Genomic DNA, 16,374 nt, shown 5'->3' with positions numbered 1-16,374 from the left:
CGCGGCTTTCTGAAACGACGCAAGCAGCCTCCATAAAAGGACACCCAATGGACAACTTACGCGGCGCGGCCCTCATGGTGGCGGCCATGCTGGCCTTTGCACTCGAAGACATGTTGATCAAACTGATGGCCGCAGCCCTACCTGTTGGTCAAATTATCGGCATGCTGGGCGTTGGCAGCGCGGCGGTGATCGGGGTCATTTTAACCGTCCAAAAACAAGCCCTGTTTTCACGTGATATGCTGACCCCGGCCATCGCCATTCGGCTGGTCGGTGAACTTGTGGGCAGCATGGGGTTTGTGACGGCCATTGCGCTGATCCCGTTGTCGACGGCCTCTGCGATCCTACAGGCGACACCGTTGTTCGTGACCTTGGGGGCCGCGTTATTTTTGCAAGAATCCGTTGGCTGGCGCCGTTGGGTCGCGATCTTGGTCGGGTTTTGCGGTGTGCTGCTGATCATCCGGCCGGGCCTCGACGGCTTCAGTTGGCAGTCGTTGTTTGCGCTCCAAGGCGTCGTCGGGCTGGGCGTCCGCGATCTTGCGACCCGCCGGGTGCCACGCCACACATCGTCACTGCAACTTAGCTTTTTGGCGTTTCTGGTGTTAATCCCCGCTGCGGCTGGGCTGATGTGGGTCAACGGCAGCCACATCACGGATCTGTCCCCCATAAATTGGGTGTATTTCGGGTTTGCCGTGCTGATCGGGGTCGTCGCCTATTACGGGATCGTGTCGGCCATGCGCATGGGCGAGGTCAGCTTTGTCACGCCGTTTCGGTATTCGCGTATTGTGTTTGCGTTGTTTGTGGGTGTTTTGGTGTTTGGTGAACGCCCCGATACGTTGACCTTGGTCGGGGCCAGCATCATTGTTGGGTCGGGGCTATATACCCTATGGCGTGAACGGAATGTTCGCGCTAACGCCGCCTAAGGGTTTCCATACCCGCCCCAGACCGTTAAGACGCGAGGGATCACCCATATAGGAGCCTGACATGAGCACCATCATCGACATTCACGCACGCGAAATCCTCGACAGCCGGGGCAACCCCACGGTCGAAGTGGATGTGATTTTGGAAGATGGCACAATGGGCCGCGCGGCGGTTCCATCAGGCGCATCCACCGGCGCCTATGAGGCCGTCGAACGCCGCGATGGCGACAAGGCGCGCTATATGGGCAAAGGCGTGCTCGAGGCCTGCGCCGCCGTCAACGGCGAGATCGCCGAAGCACTGGTGGGCATTGACGCCACCGAACAAGTCGAAGTCGACAGCGTCATGATCGAATTGGACGGCACTGAAAACAAATCACGCCTAGGCGCGAACGCCATTTTGGGTGTGTCGCTGGCCACAGCCAAAGCCGCGGCAGATTTCTGTGCGCAGCCGCTTTACCGTTATGTGGGTGGCACATCGGCGCGGGTTTTGCCGGTGCCGATGATGAACATCATCAATGGCGGCGAACACGCCGACAACCCTATCGACATCCAAGAATTCATGATCATGCCCGTCGCGGCCGACAACATCCGCGACGCTGTGCGCATGGGGTCAGAGGTCTTTCACACGTTGAAAAAAGAACTGTCTGCGGCAGGTCTGTCCACCGGCATCGGCGACGAGGGCGGCTTTGCCCCCAACATCAGCTCTACCCGTGATGCCTTGGATTTCGTGCTGAAATCCATCGAAAAGGCAGGCTACAAACCCGGCGATGACATCTATCTGGCGATGGATTGTGCCGCGACAGAATACTACAAAGACGGCAAATACGAACTCTCTGGCGAGGGCAAATCGCTGACCTCCGAAGAAAACGTGGCCTATCTGGCGGCATTGGTGGCCGACTACCCGATCATCTCTATCGAAGACGGCATGTCCGAAGACGATTGGGACGGCTGGAAGGCCCTGACAGACGCGTTGGGCGACAAAATCCAGCTAGTGGGCGACGATCTGTTTGTCACCAACCCTGCCCGTCTGGCCACAGGGATCGAACGTGGCTCGGCCAATTCGATGCTGGTTAAGGTCAACCAAATCGGCAGCCTGACAGAGACCCTCAAGGCGGTCGACATGGCGCATCGCGCGGGCTTTACCAACGTAATGTCGCACCGTTCGGGCGAAACCGAAGACGCCACAATCGCCGATCTGGCTGTGGCCACCAATTGCGGCCAAATCAAAACCGGGTCGCTCGCACGGTCCGATAGACTGGCGAAATACAACCAGCTGATCCGCATCGAAGAAGCCTTGGGCGAAACCGCAGAATATGCGGGCCGGTCTATCCTGCGCTGATGGCTGAGCTAACGGTTCGGGCAGCCACGTCCGAACAGGACATTGACGCGGTACGCACGCTATGTTGGGCGTACCGCGACTATTTGATCGGGTTTAGCGATACGCTGCGCCCGACTATTGAAACGTTCTATCCGGTTGATGACTACGCCGCCCTGATGGATGTGTTGGCACAAAAACACGCCCGCCCCGGTGGGATTATCCTGATGGCAGAACTCGATGGCGCGCCGGTGGGCTGCGGCATGTATTATCCGTTGTCAGACAGCGATGCCGAAATCAAACGCGTCTTCGTGCAAGCCGGTGCCCGCGGGACAGGGGCCGGTCAGGCACTATCAAAGGCGTTGATCGATCACGCACGCGCGGACGGCTACAGCCGCGTTTTGCTGGACACCTCCAAAGAATTCAAAGGCGCACAACGTCTTTATGAAAGGTTAGGGTTTCAGGCACGGGGCAGCTATTCTGACCTGCCCCCCGGCACCGAAGACTTGCTGGTGTTCTACGAATTCACCCTGTGAAGCGGGCTGGTCTATAGGGCGCCAACATCGCCGTTTGCGCGTTGGTTAGGGCGGTGTCACGCACCTCTGCGCTGACCAATTCTGCCACCACAGCCGCCAGTGTCGCCCCAGAATGCAATGTGGCGACATACAACCCCGCAGGCCCGCACGGCCCAATCACAGGCAGGGTGTCCGCAGGCATAGGGCGCGCGGCAAGGGTGACCTGCTCCCACGCCACGTCGCGGCCAATCAACGTGGATATCCGCGCAATCGCCGCATCCGCCAAAACGTCCGGGGCTGCATCGATCCCATCAGCGCTGTCGCCTTGATGCCCGGCCGTTGTGGGGGCCAAAAGATGCCCCTGCGGCGTCTGGCGCACTTCCTGATCGGGGGCGACCAGCACGTGACGCATCAGGGGCGGCAAGGGTTCGGACCGTAAGATCAACGCAGGTCGGTGCACCATCGGCACCGCTACATCTACCCCCTGCAACAACGTCTGCGTGGCCACCCCTGCGGCCACCACGACCTTGTCGGCCGCAAACGTCCCCACATCTGTGCGCACCCCGGTGATGCGGTCGGACGTCATGTCAAACCCCGCCGCCGCGACACCTGTGATCCAACGCGCGCCCTGCGCCATCGCGCCGCGCATCGCATCCGCCGTCAGCTGCACCAGATCCACGACGCCCTCACCTGGCAGATACAGCGCACGGTCTGGCGCGGGCATGGCAGGTTCAAGCCGCGCAAAGGCATCCGCGCCGATCTCTTGCACCGGGTACCCCAGATCGGCCAGCGCGCGCAGGTGGATGTCAAAGGCCGCACCGCTGTGTTCCCAACACAAGCACCCCGGCCAGGATATCGCCTCTGAGCCCAGATCAACCGCCAGCCGTTTGTGCGCGGCCATACCGGCGTACCGCAGGCGGAAATGGTCATCATCAAGGTAAAAGCTGGCGTTGATCCACCCAAAGGACGCGCCAGATGCCGCGTTGGCCGGTTGGCCCGCCTCTATCACGGTGACCTGCACGCCTGCGCGGGCCAATCGGTAGGCCGTCACGGCGCCAATGACGCCTGACCCGACCACGATGACTTTCATGACTGTGCCCCCTTTAGCGCCTGCACGGGTCGCTATACTGCGATGCCTTTGGGCTGCGGCCAACTGACCGTGCCGCCCCCCACGGGGGCCTGCACGCCGGTGGTGCCCGGGCATGATGTGGGCAACCCGCGACTGACCCGCACGGCCAGATAGGCAAAGGCCTGCGCCTCGAGCATATCCCCGTCCAAGCCTACGTCTTCGACCGGCAGCACCGCACATGCCAAAGCGTCGCGTAACATCTGCATCAACACCGGATTATGCCGCCCGCCCCCTGTCACCAACACCCGCGCGGGCGGCTCGGGGCAGTGGCGCATGCCCTCTACAACACCCGCGACGCACATTGCGGTCAAGGTCGCCGCCGCATCCGCGTTGCCTAATGGGTCCACCAAACGGGTCATTTGCGCAAAATCATCCCGGTCCAGCGATTTGGGCGGAACCTGCGCGAAATACGCCGCCGCGCGGAATTCATCCACCACCGATGGGTGCACCCTACCGGTGCGGGCCACCGCGCCGTCTGCGTCAAAGGGCAGGTTCAGACGCGCCTGCATCAGGTCGTTGATCGGTGCGTTCGCGGGCCCTGTGTCAAAGGCCAAGAGCGCGCCAGGTGTATCGGCCGCCTCATATGACGGATCCACATATGTGATGTTACCCACACCGCCTAGGTTCAAAAACGCCACAGGTTCGGTGGCGCCGATATGCTTGGCACAGGCAAAATGGAAAAACGGCGCAAGCGGCGCGCCCTGCCCGCCTGCGGCCACATCCGCACTGCGAAAATCCCACACAACCGGGCACGACAATGTCTGCGCCAAATGCGCCCCATCGCCCACCTGCAAGGTGCCGCGCGTCTGGGGGGCATGGGCCAAGGTTTGACCGTGAAAGCCTATCACATCAACCTCTGTGAACTGCGCCAGCAACGTCAGATGCGCGGCCTCGACCACGTGCGCAGCAGCCGCAACCGCCGGGCCCGACCACTGCCCCAACCCCGCGCGCAACACATCGCGTTCGGCGGCATCATAGGCGCGGTAGGCGATGGCGCCAAACCTCTCAATCTGGTGGCCATCGGTGCGCACCACGGCCGCATCGACCCCATCCAGTGACGTGCCGCTCATGGCGCCAAGGGCTGTCACCGGGCCTGTTTTTGCAAGGACCTTTGTCAAAGCCTTTTCCTTTGTCTGCGCACCCCCTATAGAGTGGGCGGAATTTCAGCGAAGAGCAAGCATGATGACCTATCACCCCAAGTCCGATTTTGTTGCCGTGATGATGGAGCGAGGCTTTCTGGCCGATTGCACCGATTATCAAGGGCTGGACGACGCGCTGCTGCAAGGGGGCCAGGCGGGGTATATCGGGTTTGATGCCACGGCCAGTTCGCTGCATGTGGGGTCGCTGATCCAGATCATGATGCTGCGGTGGCTGCAAAAAACCGGCGGCAAGCCGATCACCCTAATGGGGGGCGGCACCACCAAGGTGGGCGATCCGTCGTTTCGCGCCGATGAGCGCCCGCTGCTGACGCCGGCCGCGATTGACGACAATATCGCCGGCATCAAACAGGTGTTTTCCGCCTATCTGACCTACGGCGACGGGCCGTCTGATGCGTTGATGATCAACAACGCCGAATGGCTGGATGGTCTGAATTACCTCGATTTTCTGCGCGACATCGGGCGGCATTTTTCGATCAACCGGATGTTGTCGTTCGAAAGCGTGAAATCGCGGCTCGACCGGGAACAATCGCTGTCGTTTCTCGAATTCAACTACATGATCCTGCAAGCCTATGATTTCATGGAATTGCACCGGCGCTATGGCTGTATCCTGCAAATGGGTGGGTCGGATCAATGGGGCAATATCGTCAATGGTATCGACCTGACGCGCCGGGTGATTGACGGCGAGGTCTACGGCCTGACGTCGCCCTTGCTGACGACCTCTGACGGCAAGAAAATGGGCAAATCGCAGTCTGGGGCGATCTGGCTGAACAGCGATATGTTGTCGGCCTATGAATTCTGGCAGTTCTGGCGCAACACCACCGATGCAGATGTTGGCCGGTTCCTGAAACTGTACACAGAACTGCCCGTAGATGAATGCGACCGCTTGGGCGCGCTACAAGGCGCCGAGATCAACGAGGCCAAAGTGCGGCTGGCGGGGGAAATCACCACCCTGTTGCATGGGGCGGATGCGGCCGCGGCGGCCGAGGCCACAGCGCGCGAGGTGTTTGAAAAGGGCGGTGTCGGCGACGACCTGCCCACCTTGACCTTGACGGCCCAAGACGTGGGCGACGGGATATCCATCGTGCAATTGATCGTGCGGTCAGGTCTGGCCGGGTCTGGCAAAGAGGCCAAGCGCCTGATTTCCGAGAACGGCGCGCGGCTGGATGATCAACCGCTGTCGAATGCGGGTCTGATGATTGATGCCGCAGCCCTGTCGAGCCCGATCAAGCTAAGTGCCGGTAAAAAGCGCCATGCCTTGGTGCAACTGGCCTAAAACCAGAGCTGATCAACCAGCGTCAGCAACGCGAACACAGGGATCGACATCCCCACCGCGATCAGGAATGCGGCGGTTTTTGTCAGACGTGGAGCGGGGGCAGCAATGCCTTTTGCAGTCTTTTTCATGCCAGCATTAACCCCCAATTAGGTTTCAGAGGGGTTAATGCTGGCATGTTTGATGCCGCCCCCGTGCCCGCCCTTGTCCCGCTTCAACAAAGCGACAGCTTTATCCGCGCGCTTGACGCCATAGGAACCCCGCATCTGCGGCTTGCGGATGGCACGGTTGTGTTGCGCCGCAAATGGGGCCCTGTACCTGTATCGATGATCGCGCGACCCGCAGCGCAAACACCCCACGAGATGCATGAATTGGCGCGATCCGTGCCCGGAAAGGGCCTGCAAATTCTGGCGCCCGACCGGCCTATGGCGCTGAACCAAATCGGGGCGCTGCCCTTGGTCAGTCCCAACTGGGTCGCAACGCTGGATTTGACCCCAGATACCGACAGCCTGATGGCTGCGCAGCACCAAAAATGGCGCAACCGGTTGCGCCACGCCCAAGGCCAAAACCTGCGGATCACCCGGCAAAACCTGCCCGATGACCCTGACCATTGGCTGCTGCAAGCCGACCAGTCACAACAACGCGCCCAAGGGTACCGGGCCTGGCCGGCCGCGCTCACACAGGCCTATGCCCGCGCCAACCGCAGCCACGCCAAACTGTTCACCGCCTTTTACGGGCGCGAACCGGTTGCCGGGATCGTTATTTTGCGCCACGGCCTGTCGACCAGTTACCATATCGGCCACACGCGCCCATCGGGGCGGGTGATGTCAGCCCATAATCTGTTGATCTGGTCGGCGATCCTTTGGGCGAAATCCAAAGACCTTCAGACCCTCGAATTGGGCACATTAGACAGCGAAGATGCCAGTGGTCTGGCGCGGTTCAAACTGGGCACCGGTGCTGTGGCGCGGCCGTTGGGGGGGACGTGGTTGCGTTGGCTGCCCCTTACATCGCCGCTGCGCCACATCGCGCGGATAGACCGCAAACTTATGCACCTTGGCTAGGCGGCGCGCGCGGGGCATGATCTCGCCAGCCGAACACAAGGGGATCAGACCATGCGCATCAACGACACCGCCGCCATCGTAACCGGGGGCGCCTCGGGGCTGGGCGAAGCCACGGCCCGGCATTTGGCCAAACAGGGCGCACGTGTCACCCTGCTGGACCGCGATACCCAACGCGGGCCACAGATCGCCACCGAGATTGGTGGGTTTTTCGCCCAAACCGACGTCACCGATGAAACCTCTGTGCAGGCGGCGATTGATCTGGCGCGCGACCGTATGGGGCGTATCACGGTGGCGGTGAATTGCGCAGGCATTGCCGATGCCGCCAAAACGGTGGGGCGCGATGGGCCGCATCCGCTCGCTCTGTTCCAACGCACCGTGGATATCAACCTTGTGGGCACGTTCAACGTGGCACGTCTGGCGGCTGCGGCCATGCAAGACAACACCCCCGACGCCGATGGCGCGCGCGGTGTGATCATCAACACAGCCTCTGTCGCGGCGTTTGATGGGCAAAAAGGGCAAACCGCCTATGCCGCCTCCAAGGGCGGGGTTGTGGGGTTATGCCTGCCGATGGCGCGGGATCTGGCGCGCGACGGGATTCGCGTGATGACCATCGCGCCCGGAATTTTCATGACGCCCATGTTGGCAGGGCTCGGCGCAGAGGTTCAGGCCGGGTTGGCCGCAGATGTGCCCTGCCCGCCGCGGTTGGGCGACCCTGCGGAATACGCGCAGTTGGCCGCGTTCATCATTGGCGCGAGGTATTTGAACGGCGAAGTGATCCGTATCGACGGTGGCCTGCGGATGCGCTAGCCACCCGCCTTGTCTTCGAGGGCCAGCCATTCTTCTTCGGCATCGCTCAGCTTGGCGTGGCGTTCGATCAACGCATCGCTGGCTTTCTGAAACTTGACCGGATGATCGGTGAACAACGCAGGATCCCCCAACAGCTCTTCGAGCTTGGCGATCTCGGCCTCTAGGCGGGCGATTTCGGCGGGCAAGGCCTCGAGCCGGTGCTTTTCAGTGAAACTCAGACCCGATTTGGGCGCCGATTTGGGTTTGTCCGCCCCCTGCGATGTCTTGGACTTGCGCACGCTTTCGGTGAAATCATCCTGCGTGCGTTGCCGCAGATAATCTGTCCAGCCGCCGGCATAGACGGTCGCACGCCCGTCGCCTTCCATCGCGATGGTGGTTGCGGCCACCCGGTCCAGAAAATCGCGGTCGTGGCTGACCAACAAAACCGTGCCGTCATAAGTGCCCAGCAGTTCCTGCATCAGGTCCAGCGTTTCTACGTCTAAGTCATTGGTCGGTTCATCCAGCACCAACAGGTTGCTGGGCCGCGCCATGATCCGCGCCAACAACAGCCGTGCCTTTTCGCCACCCGACAAGGCGCGCACCGGCGCACGGGCCTGCGCCTCGTCAAAGAGGAATTCCTTGAGGTACCCCACCACATGTTTGGGCTGGCCCCGCACCATGACCTGGTCGGCCTTGCCCGACACCCGCATATCGGGGTCGCCTGTCAGACTGTCCCACAGGGTCATATCCGGGTCGAGCTGCGCGCGCGCCTGATCAAACAGCGCCAATTCGAGGTTTGTGCCCTGTTTGACGATGCCGCTGTCGGGGGATTCGCGCCCGATGAGCATGTTCAACAGCGTGGTTTTGCCCACACCATTGGGCCCCACCAACGCAATGCGGTCGCCCCGTTGGATGGTCATGGAAAACGGCCGCAGAATGGTTTTATCGCCGAAGGATTTTGTGATATTGTCGGCCTCGATCACCTTGCGGCCCGATTTGGGGCCCGCGTCCAGCGCCATCGCCGCCGTGCCCTGCCGTGTGATTTGCGAGGCCCGTTCGGCGCGCAAATCTTGCAACGCGCGCACCCGGCCCTGATTGCGTTTGCGCCGCGCGCTGATCCCTTCGACCGCCCAACGGGCTTCGGCCTTGATCTTGCGGTTCAGCTTGTGGCGCTGCATGTCTTCTTCGTCCCAGATCGTGTCGCGCCATTCTTCAAAGGCCTCAAAGCCCTTTTCTTGGCGGCGCACATCGCCCCGGTCTACCCACAGGGTCGCCCGCGTCAACGCACGCAAAAACGCGCGGTCGTGGCTGATGATGATATAACCCTTACGGCTTTGTTTTAGTTCACTTTCCAGCCACGCGATCGCTTCGATGTCCAGGTGGTTGGTTGGCTCGTCAAGCAACATCAGGTCGGGCGCATGCGCCATCAACCGCGCCAATGCCGCGCGCCGCCGTTCGCCACCACTGGCGGTACTGACCGGGCGCGCGGGGTCAAATTTCAGCCCCTCGCCTGCGCGTTCCACCAGATACATTTCAGAGGCATCCAACCCGTGGGCCGCAAAATCGCCCAGCGTTTCGAACCCCGACAAATCGGGGTCCTGTTCCATATAGCCCACCGACACACCGGGGCCGGGGATCACCTCGCCGCGGTCGGGTTCGACCATGCCAGCCATGACCTTCATCAAGGTGGATTTGCCGGACCCGTTGCGCCCAACCAGCGCCACACGGTCGCCGGGCTGCACAACAAGGCTGAGGCCATCAAAAACAGGATCACCGCCAAAGGTCAGTGATATTTCATTCAGTTGTAAAAGGGGGATACGCGCCATGCCCCGCAGCTATGCTGCATCCCGGCCCGCGTCAACGTATGGCACCGCCTGTGACGTAAAATATCTGCGCAATTGACGCAAAATCACACCAATGCGCGCAGCAATCGTTTGCGCGCGGCGGGAATCGCCCCGATCTCGACCCCGGTGAAGACGTGCAATGTGTTCATCTGCCGGTCCACCACCGCATGGTCACTGACCCACCCCCCCATCAGCAGATAGGTGCGCAACAAAGGCGGCATATGCAGCATCGCCTTTTTCAGATCGGGTTTGCGCCGCAACCGCGCGGCAAATCGAAACACATCGGGGGCTTTGACCCGCGGCAACCACCGTTTGGGGGCCAGATGGCGCGCCTTGAGCATCGCAAACGCATCCAGATAGGTCGCAGGGTCCTGCCCCGCAAATGAGGAACACCCAAACAACAGTCGTACATTATGCGTATCCACATAGGCCGTCATCGCAGCCCACGCCATCCGCAGGATATCTGGGTCGCGCAGATCAGGGTCAATGCAGAACCGGCCCATTTCGACCATCGCGCCATCGAAGGTTTCCAGTGCCGAAAGCTCGTAAAATTGCGCGGCATAGCTGGTGGAAATCGCCGCCCCCGTGATGTGGTGCATCCGGTAGGTGCACACCACGGCTCCTGATCCGGTGTCTGATACGATCACATGGCTGCATTGCGCATCAAACGCATCTGCGTCGCGCGCCACGGTCAGCCCGAAGCACCGTGCGCGCAGGGCCTGCGCCGCATCGATATCATGCGCCGACGTGGCCAGCCGTGCATGGTAGCGGCCCCTTTTTAAGGAGATCATCTTGTGCCCCCGTGTCGCAGCCTATGCCACACCGGTGTACCACGGTTTTGCCAAACGTCGCGCGACGCGATCAGCTATCCAGCCCCGAGGCGGGCGAGAATTGGCCAATATTCCCCAACAGCTGCTTCAGGAACGTCGTATCACGCACCCCAGAGCTGGTGACCCGGCGCGACAGCGGCACGACCTGACCACGTTCCAGACCGAATGTTTCTAGGTTGGTGACCACCCCCGCCGTATCGAATGTGATCGCAAGCACCTGCCGCTCAACGACTTTGGGCTCAAACAGGGCGACGGTTTGCACCCGGCTGCGGACAAAATACAGGCCCCGATCCTTGAGAACCGACCCAGAGGCCGCGCCACCAAGGGTCTCGACCACGCTCGCACGGGTGTCGATTCCTACAACGATCTGTTCCAGATCTTCTTGCGGTGGGATATATCCATGGTCACGAAACGTGCCGCCACAGGCCGTCAACGTCAAACATAGAAGGCCCACACCCGCAAACCGCACCGGTCTCGGCATACTACCGATCACCACGTCTTTGATACCCATTCAACCTGCCCTCTTGCCCTTAAGTGCCGTGGCTTTTATCCCGCTTACACCATGCACTGCCCATGGTTCAAGAAACGAAAGTGACCAATGGCCAAGCAACCTTCCCCCTCTCCGCACGCCCTGCGTGTATCAGAGCTCAATCAAAACACCGTGACGCCCTTTGCGCTGCGCCCCGATGCCGCCACGCTCAAAGCGCTGGCGACCGAATTAGATTTGATGGGTCTGCGCAAATTATCTTTGGTGGGCGATATTCGGGCCCAAGCCGGGCGCGACTGGCGGTTGACCGCCAAATTGGGCGCCACCGTGGTGCAGCCCTGCGCCGTGACGCTGGACCCTGTGACCACGCGCATTGATGTGCCGGTAAGCCGGCAGTTTCTTGCCCATTTCGAACACGACACCGCGCCCGAGGTCGAAATGGGCGACGACGACAGCACCGAACCGCTGGGGGCGTGGATCGAACCGCATCACGTCATGATAGAGGCGTTGGTTCTGGCGTTGCCGCTGTATCCACGCAGCACAGATGCCGATTTGGGCGAACAGGTTTATGCCGAACCCGGCGTGACACCCATGCGCGATGAAGATGCGCGCCCCTTTGCCGGATTGGCGGGCTTGCGCGACCAACTGTCGGACCCAAAGAAAACCGATGGTTAACCACGATCATCCAACTAGATTTGGGTCAGAAAAAACGTCTTGCAAACTGGGCGCATCCCAGTATTTTGCGGCGCTCACCCAATTAGGGTTGGACAAGTGCAGGGCTGGGGCCTAAACGCACGTCACACCCAAACTGTGGGAACTGAAATGAAACTCGGCCACGTGCTTTTATGGTACGCCCGGCCCCGAATGACAAAAGGCCCAAGACAATGGCTGTTCAGCAGAACAAAGTCTCCAAATCACGCCGCAACAACCGCCGTGCGCATGATTCTCTGGTTGCGGCAAACCCGAACGAATGCTCCAACTGTGGCGAATTGAAACGCCCACACCACGTGTGTGCCTCTTGCGGTCACTACGACGATAAAGAAATCGTAGCGCTGTCAGAAGAGATTGATCTGGAAGACGACGCAGCCTAAACCTGTGCCTTAACCAATACGGGCAGAAGGTTTGGGGGGGCAGTCGCTTTTATGACGGCGCAGACCGATCAGGACACCAGGCAGGCCAGACGCATTACAATATCTGTAGATGCTATGGGGGGGGACGAAGGTCCCGCTACCGTGGTGGCAGGGTGTGATGTGTCTGCACGCAAAAATCCTGACATCCAGTTTATATTGCATGGACCACAAGCGGAGCTGACTGCGCTTGTGGCTCGTAGGCGGGCACTCTATGGTCGGGTCGACATCCGTGATGCAACGGGTGTTGTGACCATGGAAGACAAGCCCAGCCACATTGTCCGAAATGGCAAAGACACATCTATGTGGTCTGCGATCGAAGCCGTGCGCGACAAATCCGCCACGGTTGCGGTGTCGTGCGGCAACACCGGCGCATTGATGGCGTTGTCGATGATCCGCCTGCGCAAATTGCCGGGCGTGAACAGGCCCGCGATTGCGGTTCTATATCCGTCCTCCAATCCGCAGGGGTTTAACGTATTGCTCGACGTTGGTGCCGACGTGCGTGCAGATGCCGATGATTTGCTGCGGTATGCGATGATGGGCATGTCTTATGCGCGCAACGGTCTGGATTTGACGCGCCCACGTGTGGGGCTGTTGAATGTGGGCACCGAAGAGCACAAAGGCCACACCGACCTCAAACACGCCTATGATTTGATTCGCGATCAAAGCGATGTGGCCGAGTTTGAGTTTGTCGGATTTGTCGAAGGCGGTGATATTTCGGGGGATATCTGCGACGTGATCGTCACCGATGGGTTTACCGGCAACGTGGCGATCAAAACCGGCGAAGGCACTGCCAGCCTCATCGGCGACAGGCTGCGTCAGGCGTTCAAATATTCGCCCCTATCGCAGATGGCATCGTTGTTGGCCTATCCATCACTGCGACGGTTGAAGAAAAACATCGACCCCCGGCGTGTGAACGGCGGCGTGTTTTTGGGATTAAACGGCACGGTCGTGAAATCCCATGGATCCGCCGACGCCACGGGTGTATCGGCGGCCATCAAACTGGCGGCTCAACTGGCTGACATTAAATTTACGGACAAGCTAGCCGCCCGCGTGGCCGGGCTGCCCGCCGAGGAGAGCAAATCATGACCCTGCGCGCCTGTGTCAAAGGGGTTGGCCACTACCTGCCCGAACGTATCGTGCCCAATGCCGAATTTGAGGCGACGCTCGACACCAACGACGAATGGATCCGTGCGCGGTCGGGCATCGAACGGCGGCATTTCGCAGCCGAAGGTGAGACAACCTCCAACATGGCCGCCGCTGCCGCACGCGCGGCGTTGTCGGATGCGGGGTGCGAGGCGGATCAAGTAGATGCGATCATCATCGCAACCTCCACACCAGACCTGACATTCCCATCAGTGGCCACCATGGTGCAGGCCGAATTGGGCATGCACACGGGGTTTGCCTTTGACATTCAGGCCGTCTGCGCCGGGTTCATCTATGCGCTCAGCAACGCCAATGCGCTGATCCTGTCGGGTCAGGCCAAACGTGTGCTGGTGATCGGCGCAGAAACATTCAGCCGCATCATGGATTGGACGGATCGGTCCACCTGCGTGCTGTTTGGCGATGGCGCAGGGGCGCTGTTGCTCGAAGCACAAGAGGGTGAAGGCACCGCACAAGACCGCGGCATTCTATCGACAGACCTGAATTCCGACGGGCGGCACAAAGATCTGCTCTACGTCGACGGTGGCGTGTCTACAGGCACCACCGGCCATCTGCGGATGCAGGGCAACCAGGTTTTCCGCCATGCGGTGGAAAAGCTCGCCTCGACCGCCACCACAGCGATGGAACGCGCTGGCGTCACCCCCGAGGATGTCGATTGGATCGTGCCGCATCAGGCCAACATCCGCATCATTCAAGGCACCGCGAAAAAGCTCGGGTTGCCGATGGATCAGGTCGTTGTGACGGTGCAAGATCATGGCAACACCTCTGCCGCATCGATTCCTCTCGCCCTGTCTGTAGGGCGCGACCGGGGCCAGATAAAACCCGGCGATCTGATCGTCACCGAGGCAATCGGCGGTGGATTGGCGTGGGGAGCCGTCGTGCTACGTTGGTAACGCATAAAATCTTGCTCAAACGCCGTGTGCCAAGCCATTGATATTGACTCTGAAAATCAGCGTCCCCTATGGTTGTTAAAATTTAAAGGGGGATAATGATGGCCGAAAAGACTTTGACGCGTATGGATTTAAGTGAAGCTGTGTTCCGCGAGGTCGGATTGTCACGTAACGAGAGCGCGCAATTGGTAGAATCGGTGCTTGATCACCTGTCTGATGCGCTGGTACGTGGCGAGCAGGTTAAGATTTCGTCCTTTGGAACATTTTCCGTTCGAGACAAATCGGCCCGTGTTGGACGCAACCCCAAAACTGGCGAAGAGGTTCCTATTAACCCACGCCGGGTTTTGACGTTTCGTCCATCGCATTTGATGAAAGACCGCGTGGCCGACGGGAACAAGTCCTGATCTGATGTCTAAATCACCTGATGCGTTTCGCACGATCTCCGAAGTTGCCGACTGGCTGGGCGTGCAAGCGCATGTGTTGCGGTTTTGGGAAAGCAAGTTCAGCCAGCTCAAACCTGTAAAGCGTGCCGGCGGACGGCGGTATTATCGCCCCGCCGACATGTTGTTATTGGGGGGCATCAAAAAGCTGCTGCACGAAGATGGCCTGACCATCAAAGGTGTTCAAAAGCTGCTGCGTGATCACAGTGTGAACCACGTGGCAGACCAATCTCAACCGCTGGATGACTTGACGTTGGCGGTGATCGAAAGCGCCGCCGGGGGTATGGCGCAAGATATCGAGGCGGCGGCCGAGCACCCAGAACCACTGCCAGACCCCGCGCCGATAGAAGAGCCTGCGCCAGCCCTGCCCGAACCTGCCGAGACTGCGCTGCCGGATGTGGCGGAGGACGCAGAGCCTATCGTTGAGGCTCCGGTCGAAGACGTCCCTGTCGAGGCGCCCACCGATGCAAGCGATACAGGTGCCAATGATGTGCCAGCGGATCTCGCGCCGTTGGATGATGTCGCGCCATTGGACGGTATCGCCGAGGACAGCGCGACACCTGAAATAGACACGTCCCCTCCGGCCCCCGACGATATTGAAGAGCCAGAGGCCCTGCCAATTGTCGATGCGCCCAAGGAAGCAGACCTCGCGCCGGAAATGGACACCCCCGCCGATACGGCGGAGACCTTGCCCGAGGCGCATTTGGACGTGGCGGACCCGCCATCTGATGCCCCGACGCCCGCGCCGATGGATGATGAGGCCGTGGCCGAAATTGCGCCCGAGCAGCTTGAAACGGCCGGTGATGACGCCACCACCGCGCTGCCGGACGTTGCGGCAGACACGCCCGAGGACGCGCGAAAACCGGATGCTCCTGAAGCCACCCCCGAGCCCCAACATGTGGACACTGATTTTGCCGACACCGCTGAACAGGACGATGCGCTCGCCTTGGATGCACCGATGCCTGCGCATGACGTCGCCGTACCATCAGAGGATGAGGCCGCAGCACCCGACCAACAGGCGGAGGCCGCAGCCGAATCGCCCGAGGATTTGGCGTTTGAGCCACCGCTAGACGATATTGAACCGGAATTGACGCTGGCACCTACGGATTTAGGTCTCGAAGAGCCAGAGGCCACGCAGCCGTCGGGCGAGGCGGATGAAGAGATAGAGGTCACGCCAGATGATATTGGCGCCGACGCAGTAGCGTTTGAACCGAATGACGCGCCTGATGCACCACCTGCGGAAATTGCACCAGATCTGGAGCAAAATCTTCAGGCGGAGTTAGCGCTTACACCAGACATTGAAGCTGAGGCTGAGGCTGAGGCTGAGGCTGAGGCTGAGGCTGAGGCTGAGGCTGAGGCTGAGGCTGAGGCTGAGGCTGAGGCTGAGGCTGAGGCTGAGGCTGAGGCTGAGGCTGAGGCTGAGGCTGAGGCTGAGGCTG

At 60.4% G+C, this 16,374-nt stretch carries 18 protein-coding genes; 12 read left to right on the top strand and 6 right to left on the bottom strand.

The genetic code is table 11. The features are described 5' to 3' along the window. The first annotated feature begins 47 nt into the window (after positions 1-47). The 3 genes from ABJH13_RS04975 to ABJH13_RS04965 all read left to right on the top strand — a co-directional run bounded on the left by ABJH13_RS04975 (position 48) and on the right by ABJH13_RS04965 (position 2,768). Complete coding sequence (locus ABJH13_RS04975; RefSeq protein WP_348405113.1) at positions 48-920, top strand: DMT family transporter; 873 nt, start codon at positions 48-50, stop codon at positions 918-920. 61 nt (positions 921-981) lie between these two features. Continuing rightward, positions 982-2,256, top strand: coding sequence for a phosphopyruvate hydratase (gene eno, locus ABJH13_RS04970; RefSeq protein WP_348405112.1), 1,275 nt, complete (start codon positions 982-984; stop codon positions 2,254-2,256). Continuing rightward, on the top strand, positions 2,256-2,768 hold the full coding sequence (locus ABJH13_RS04965; RefSeq protein ID WP_348405111.1) for a GNAT family N-acetyltransferase: 513 nt from the start codon (positions 2,256-2,258) through the stop codon (positions 2,766-2,768). Before eno ends, ABJH13_RS04965 begins: the two co-directional genes overlap by 1 nt. On the opposite strand, the gene ABJH13_RS04960 is transcribed toward ABJH13_RS04965, so the two are convergent. Together ABJH13_RS04960 and ABJH13_RS04955 are read right to left on the bottom strand one after the other, a co-directional pair. Continuing rightward, the gene (locus ABJH13_RS04960) at positions 2,758-3,837 is read right to left on the bottom strand and encodes an FAD-dependent oxidoreductase (RefSeq protein ID WP_348405110.1); all 1,080 of its coding nucleotides are present in this window, start codon (positions 3,835-3,837) and stop codon (positions 2,758-2,760) included. The genes ABJH13_RS04965 and ABJH13_RS04960 overlap by 11 nt on opposite strands. A 32-nt stretch (positions 3,838-3,869) precedes the next feature. Continuing rightward, the gene (locus ABJH13_RS04955) at positions 3,870-4,946 is read right to left on the bottom strand and encodes an anhydro-N-acetylmuramic acid kinase (RefSeq protein ID WP_348405183.1); all 1,077 of its coding nucleotides are present in this window, start codon (positions 4,944-4,946) and stop codon (positions 3,870-3,872) included. A 112-nt stretch (positions 4,947-5,058) separates the two neighbouring features. On the opposite strand from ABJH13_RS04955, the gene tyrS reads away from it, so the two are divergent. After that, positions 5,059-6,309 carry a tyrosine--tRNA ligase gene (gene tyrS / locus ABJH13_RS04950; protein WP_348405182.1) on the top strand — a complete coding sequence of 417 codons (1,251 nt, stop codon included), beginning with the start codon at positions 5,059-5,061 and terminating at the stop codon, positions 6,307-6,309. Here tyrS and ABJH13_RS04945 read toward each other — a convergent pair. Next, positions 6,306-6,437: a hypothetical protein gene (locus ABJH13_RS04945; RefSeq protein WP_348405109.1), complete on the bottom strand. Its 132-nt coding sequence runs from the start codon at positions 6,435-6,437 to the stop codon at positions 6,306-6,308. The two genes, tyrS and ABJH13_RS04945, sit on opposite strands and share 4 nt — an antisense overlap. A gap of 45 nt (positions 6,438-6,482) precedes the next feature. Here ABJH13_RS04945 and ABJH13_RS04940 point away from each other — a divergent pair, with 45 nt between their 5' ends. Both ABJH13_RS04940 and ABJH13_RS04935 read left to right on the top strand, forming a co-directional pair. Continuing rightward, a complete protein-coding gene (locus ABJH13_RS04940) occupies positions 6,483-7,367 on the top strand; it encodes a GNAT family N-acetyltransferase (protein WP_348405108.1) in 885 nt (294 codons plus the stop codon). Positions 7,368-7,418: 51 nt separating this feature from the next. Next, a complete protein-coding gene (locus ABJH13_RS04935) occupies positions 7,419-8,174 on the top strand; it encodes a 3-hydroxyacyl-CoA dehydrogenase (RefSeq protein ID WP_348405107.1) in 756 nt (251 codons plus the stop codon). Here the strand turns inward: ABJH13_RS04935 and ABJH13_RS04930 are convergent. From ABJH13_RS04930 to bamE, 3 genes are all read right to left on the bottom strand, one after another. After that, positions 8,171-9,979: an ATP-binding cassette domain-containing protein gene (locus ABJH13_RS04930; RefSeq protein ID WP_348405106.1), complete on the bottom strand. Its 1,809-nt coding sequence runs from the start codon at positions 9,977-9,979 to the stop codon at positions 8,171-8,173. The two genes, ABJH13_RS04935 and ABJH13_RS04930, sit on opposite strands and share 4 nt — an antisense overlap. Positions 9,980-10,062: 83 nt before the next feature. After that, positions 10,063-10,788, bottom strand: a complete 726-nt coding sequence (locus ABJH13_RS04925; RefSeq protein WP_348405105.1) for a GNAT family N-acyltransferase — start codon at positions 10,786-10,788, stop codon at positions 10,063-10,065. Positions 10,789-10,858: 70 nt separating this feature from the next. Then, on the bottom strand, positions 10,859-11,338 hold the full coding sequence (gene bamE, locus ABJH13_RS04920) for an outer membrane protein assembly factor BamE (RefSeq protein WP_348405104.1): 480 nt from the start codon (positions 11,336-11,338) through the stop codon (positions 10,859-10,861). An 87-nt stretch (positions 11,339-11,425) separates the two neighbouring features. Between bamE and ABJH13_RS04915 the strand changes: the two genes are divergently transcribed. From ABJH13_RS04915 to ABJH13_RS04890, 6 genes are all read left to right on the top strand, one after another. Next, positions 11,426-11,989, top strand: a complete 564-nt coding sequence (locus tag ABJH13_RS04915) for a DUF177 domain-containing protein (RefSeq protein ID WP_348405103.1) — start codon at positions 11,426-11,428, stop codon at positions 11,987-11,989. A 209-nt stretch (positions 11,990-12,198) separates the two neighbouring features. Beyond that, complete coding sequence (gene rpmF, locus ABJH13_RS04910; protein ID WP_348405102.1) at positions 12,199-12,405, top strand: 50S ribosomal protein L32; 207 nt, start codon at positions 12,199-12,201, stop codon at positions 12,403-12,405. Between the two features lie 51 nt (positions 12,406-12,456). Continuing rightward, positions 12,457-13,530: a phosphate acyltransferase PlsX gene (gene plsX / locus ABJH13_RS04905; RefSeq protein WP_348405101.1), complete on the top strand. Its 1,074-nt coding sequence runs from the start codon at positions 12,457-12,459 to the stop codon at positions 13,528-13,530. After that, positions 13,527-14,498, top strand: a complete 972-nt coding sequence (locus tag ABJH13_RS04900) for a beta-ketoacyl-ACP synthase III (RefSeq protein ID WP_348405100.1) — start codon at positions 13,527-13,529, stop codon at positions 14,496-14,498. Before plsX ends, ABJH13_RS04900 begins: the two co-directional genes overlap by 4 nt. Positions 14,499-14,596: 98 nt before the next feature. Next, positions 14,597-14,899 carry an integration host factor subunit alpha gene (gene ihfA, locus ABJH13_RS04895; RefSeq protein WP_348405181.1) on the top strand — a complete coding sequence of 101 codons (303 nt, stop codon included), beginning with the start codon at positions 14,597-14,599 and terminating at the stop codon, positions 14,897-14,899. Positions 14,900-14,903: 4 nt separating this feature from the next. Further along, a partial coding sequence (locus ABJH13_RS04890; protein WP_348405099.1) for a MerR family transcriptional regulator occupies positions 14,904-16,374 on the top strand: 1,471 nt, incomplete at its 3' end.

Source organism: Roseobacter sp. (assembly GCF_039970775.1).
Taxonomy (GTDB): Bacteria; Pseudomonadota; Alphaproteobacteria; order Rhodobacterales; family Rhodobacteraceae; genus Roseobacter.
Note: the sequence above shows the minus strand (reverse complement) of the source record. Positions and strands in the feature narration are given on the sequence as shown.

What these genes read in the sequence shown, in the direction of transcription:
- ABJH13_RS04975 (WP_348405113.1), top strand. Translation starts at nt 48, where the DNA reads ATGGACAACTTACGCGGCGCGGCCCTCATGGTGGCGGCCATGCTGGCC.
- eno (WP_348405112.1), top strand. Translation starts at nt 982, where the DNA reads ATGAGCACCATCATCGACATTCACGCACGCGAAATCCTCGACAGCCGG.
- ABJH13_RS04965 (WP_348405111.1), top strand. Translation starts at nt 2,256, where the DNA reads ATGGCTGAGCTAACGGTTCGGGCAGCCACGTCCGAACAGGACATTGAC.
- ABJH13_RS04960 (WP_348405110.1), bottom strand. Translation starts at nt 3,837, where the DNA reads ATGAAAGTCATCGTGGTCGGGTCAGGCGTCATTGGCGCCGTGACGGCC.
- ABJH13_RS04955 (WP_348405183.1), bottom strand. Translation starts at nt 4,946, where the DNA reads ATGAGCGGCACGTCACTGGATGGGGTCGATGCGGCCGTGGTGCGCACC.
- tyrS (WP_348405182.1), top strand. Translation starts at nt 5,059, where the DNA reads ATGACCTATCACCCCAAGTCCGATTTTGTTGCCGTGATGATGGAGCGA.
- ABJH13_RS04945 (WP_348405109.1), bottom strand. Translation starts at nt 6,437, where the DNA reads ATGAAAAAGACTGCAAAAGGCATTGCTGCCCCCGCTCCACGTCTGACA.
- ABJH13_RS04940 (WP_348405108.1), top strand. Translation starts at nt 6,483, where the DNA reads ATGTTTGATGCCGCCCCCGTGCCCGCCCTTGTCCCGCTTCAACAAAGC.
- ABJH13_RS04935 (WP_348405107.1), top strand. Translation starts at nt 7,419, where the DNA reads ATGCGCATCAACGACACCGCCGCCATCGTAACCGGGGGCGCCTCGGGG.
- ABJH13_RS04930 (WP_348405106.1), bottom strand. Translation starts at nt 9,979, where the DNA reads ATGGCGCGTATCCCCCTTTTACAACTGAATGAAATATCACTGACCTTT.
- ABJH13_RS04925 (WP_348405105.1), bottom strand. Translation starts at nt 10,788, where the DNA reads ATGATCTCCTTAAAAAGGGGCCGCTACCATGCACGGCTGGCCACGTCG.
- bamE (WP_348405104.1), bottom strand. Translation starts at nt 11,338, where the DNA reads ATGGGTATCAAAGACGTGGTGATCGGTAGTATGCCGAGACCGGTGCGG.
- ABJH13_RS04915 (WP_348405103.1), top strand. Translation starts at nt 11,426, where the DNA reads ATGGCCAAGCAACCTTCCCCCTCTCCGCACGCCCTGCGTGTATCAGAG.
- rpmF (WP_348405102.1), top strand. Translation starts at nt 12,199, where the DNA reads ATGGCTGTTCAGCAGAACAAAGTCTCCAAATCACGCCGCAACAACCGC.
- plsX (WP_348405101.1), top strand. Translation starts at nt 12,457, where the DNA reads ATGACGGCGCAGACCGATCAGGACACCAGGCAGGCCAGACGCATTACA.
- ABJH13_RS04900 (WP_348405100.1), top strand. Translation starts at nt 13,527, where the DNA reads ATGACCCTGCGCGCCTGTGTCAAAGGGGTTGGCCACTACCTGCCCGAA.
- ihfA (WP_348405181.1), top strand. Translation starts at nt 14,597, where the DNA reads ATGGCCGAAAAGACTTTGACGCGTATGGATTTAAGTGAAGCTGTGTTC.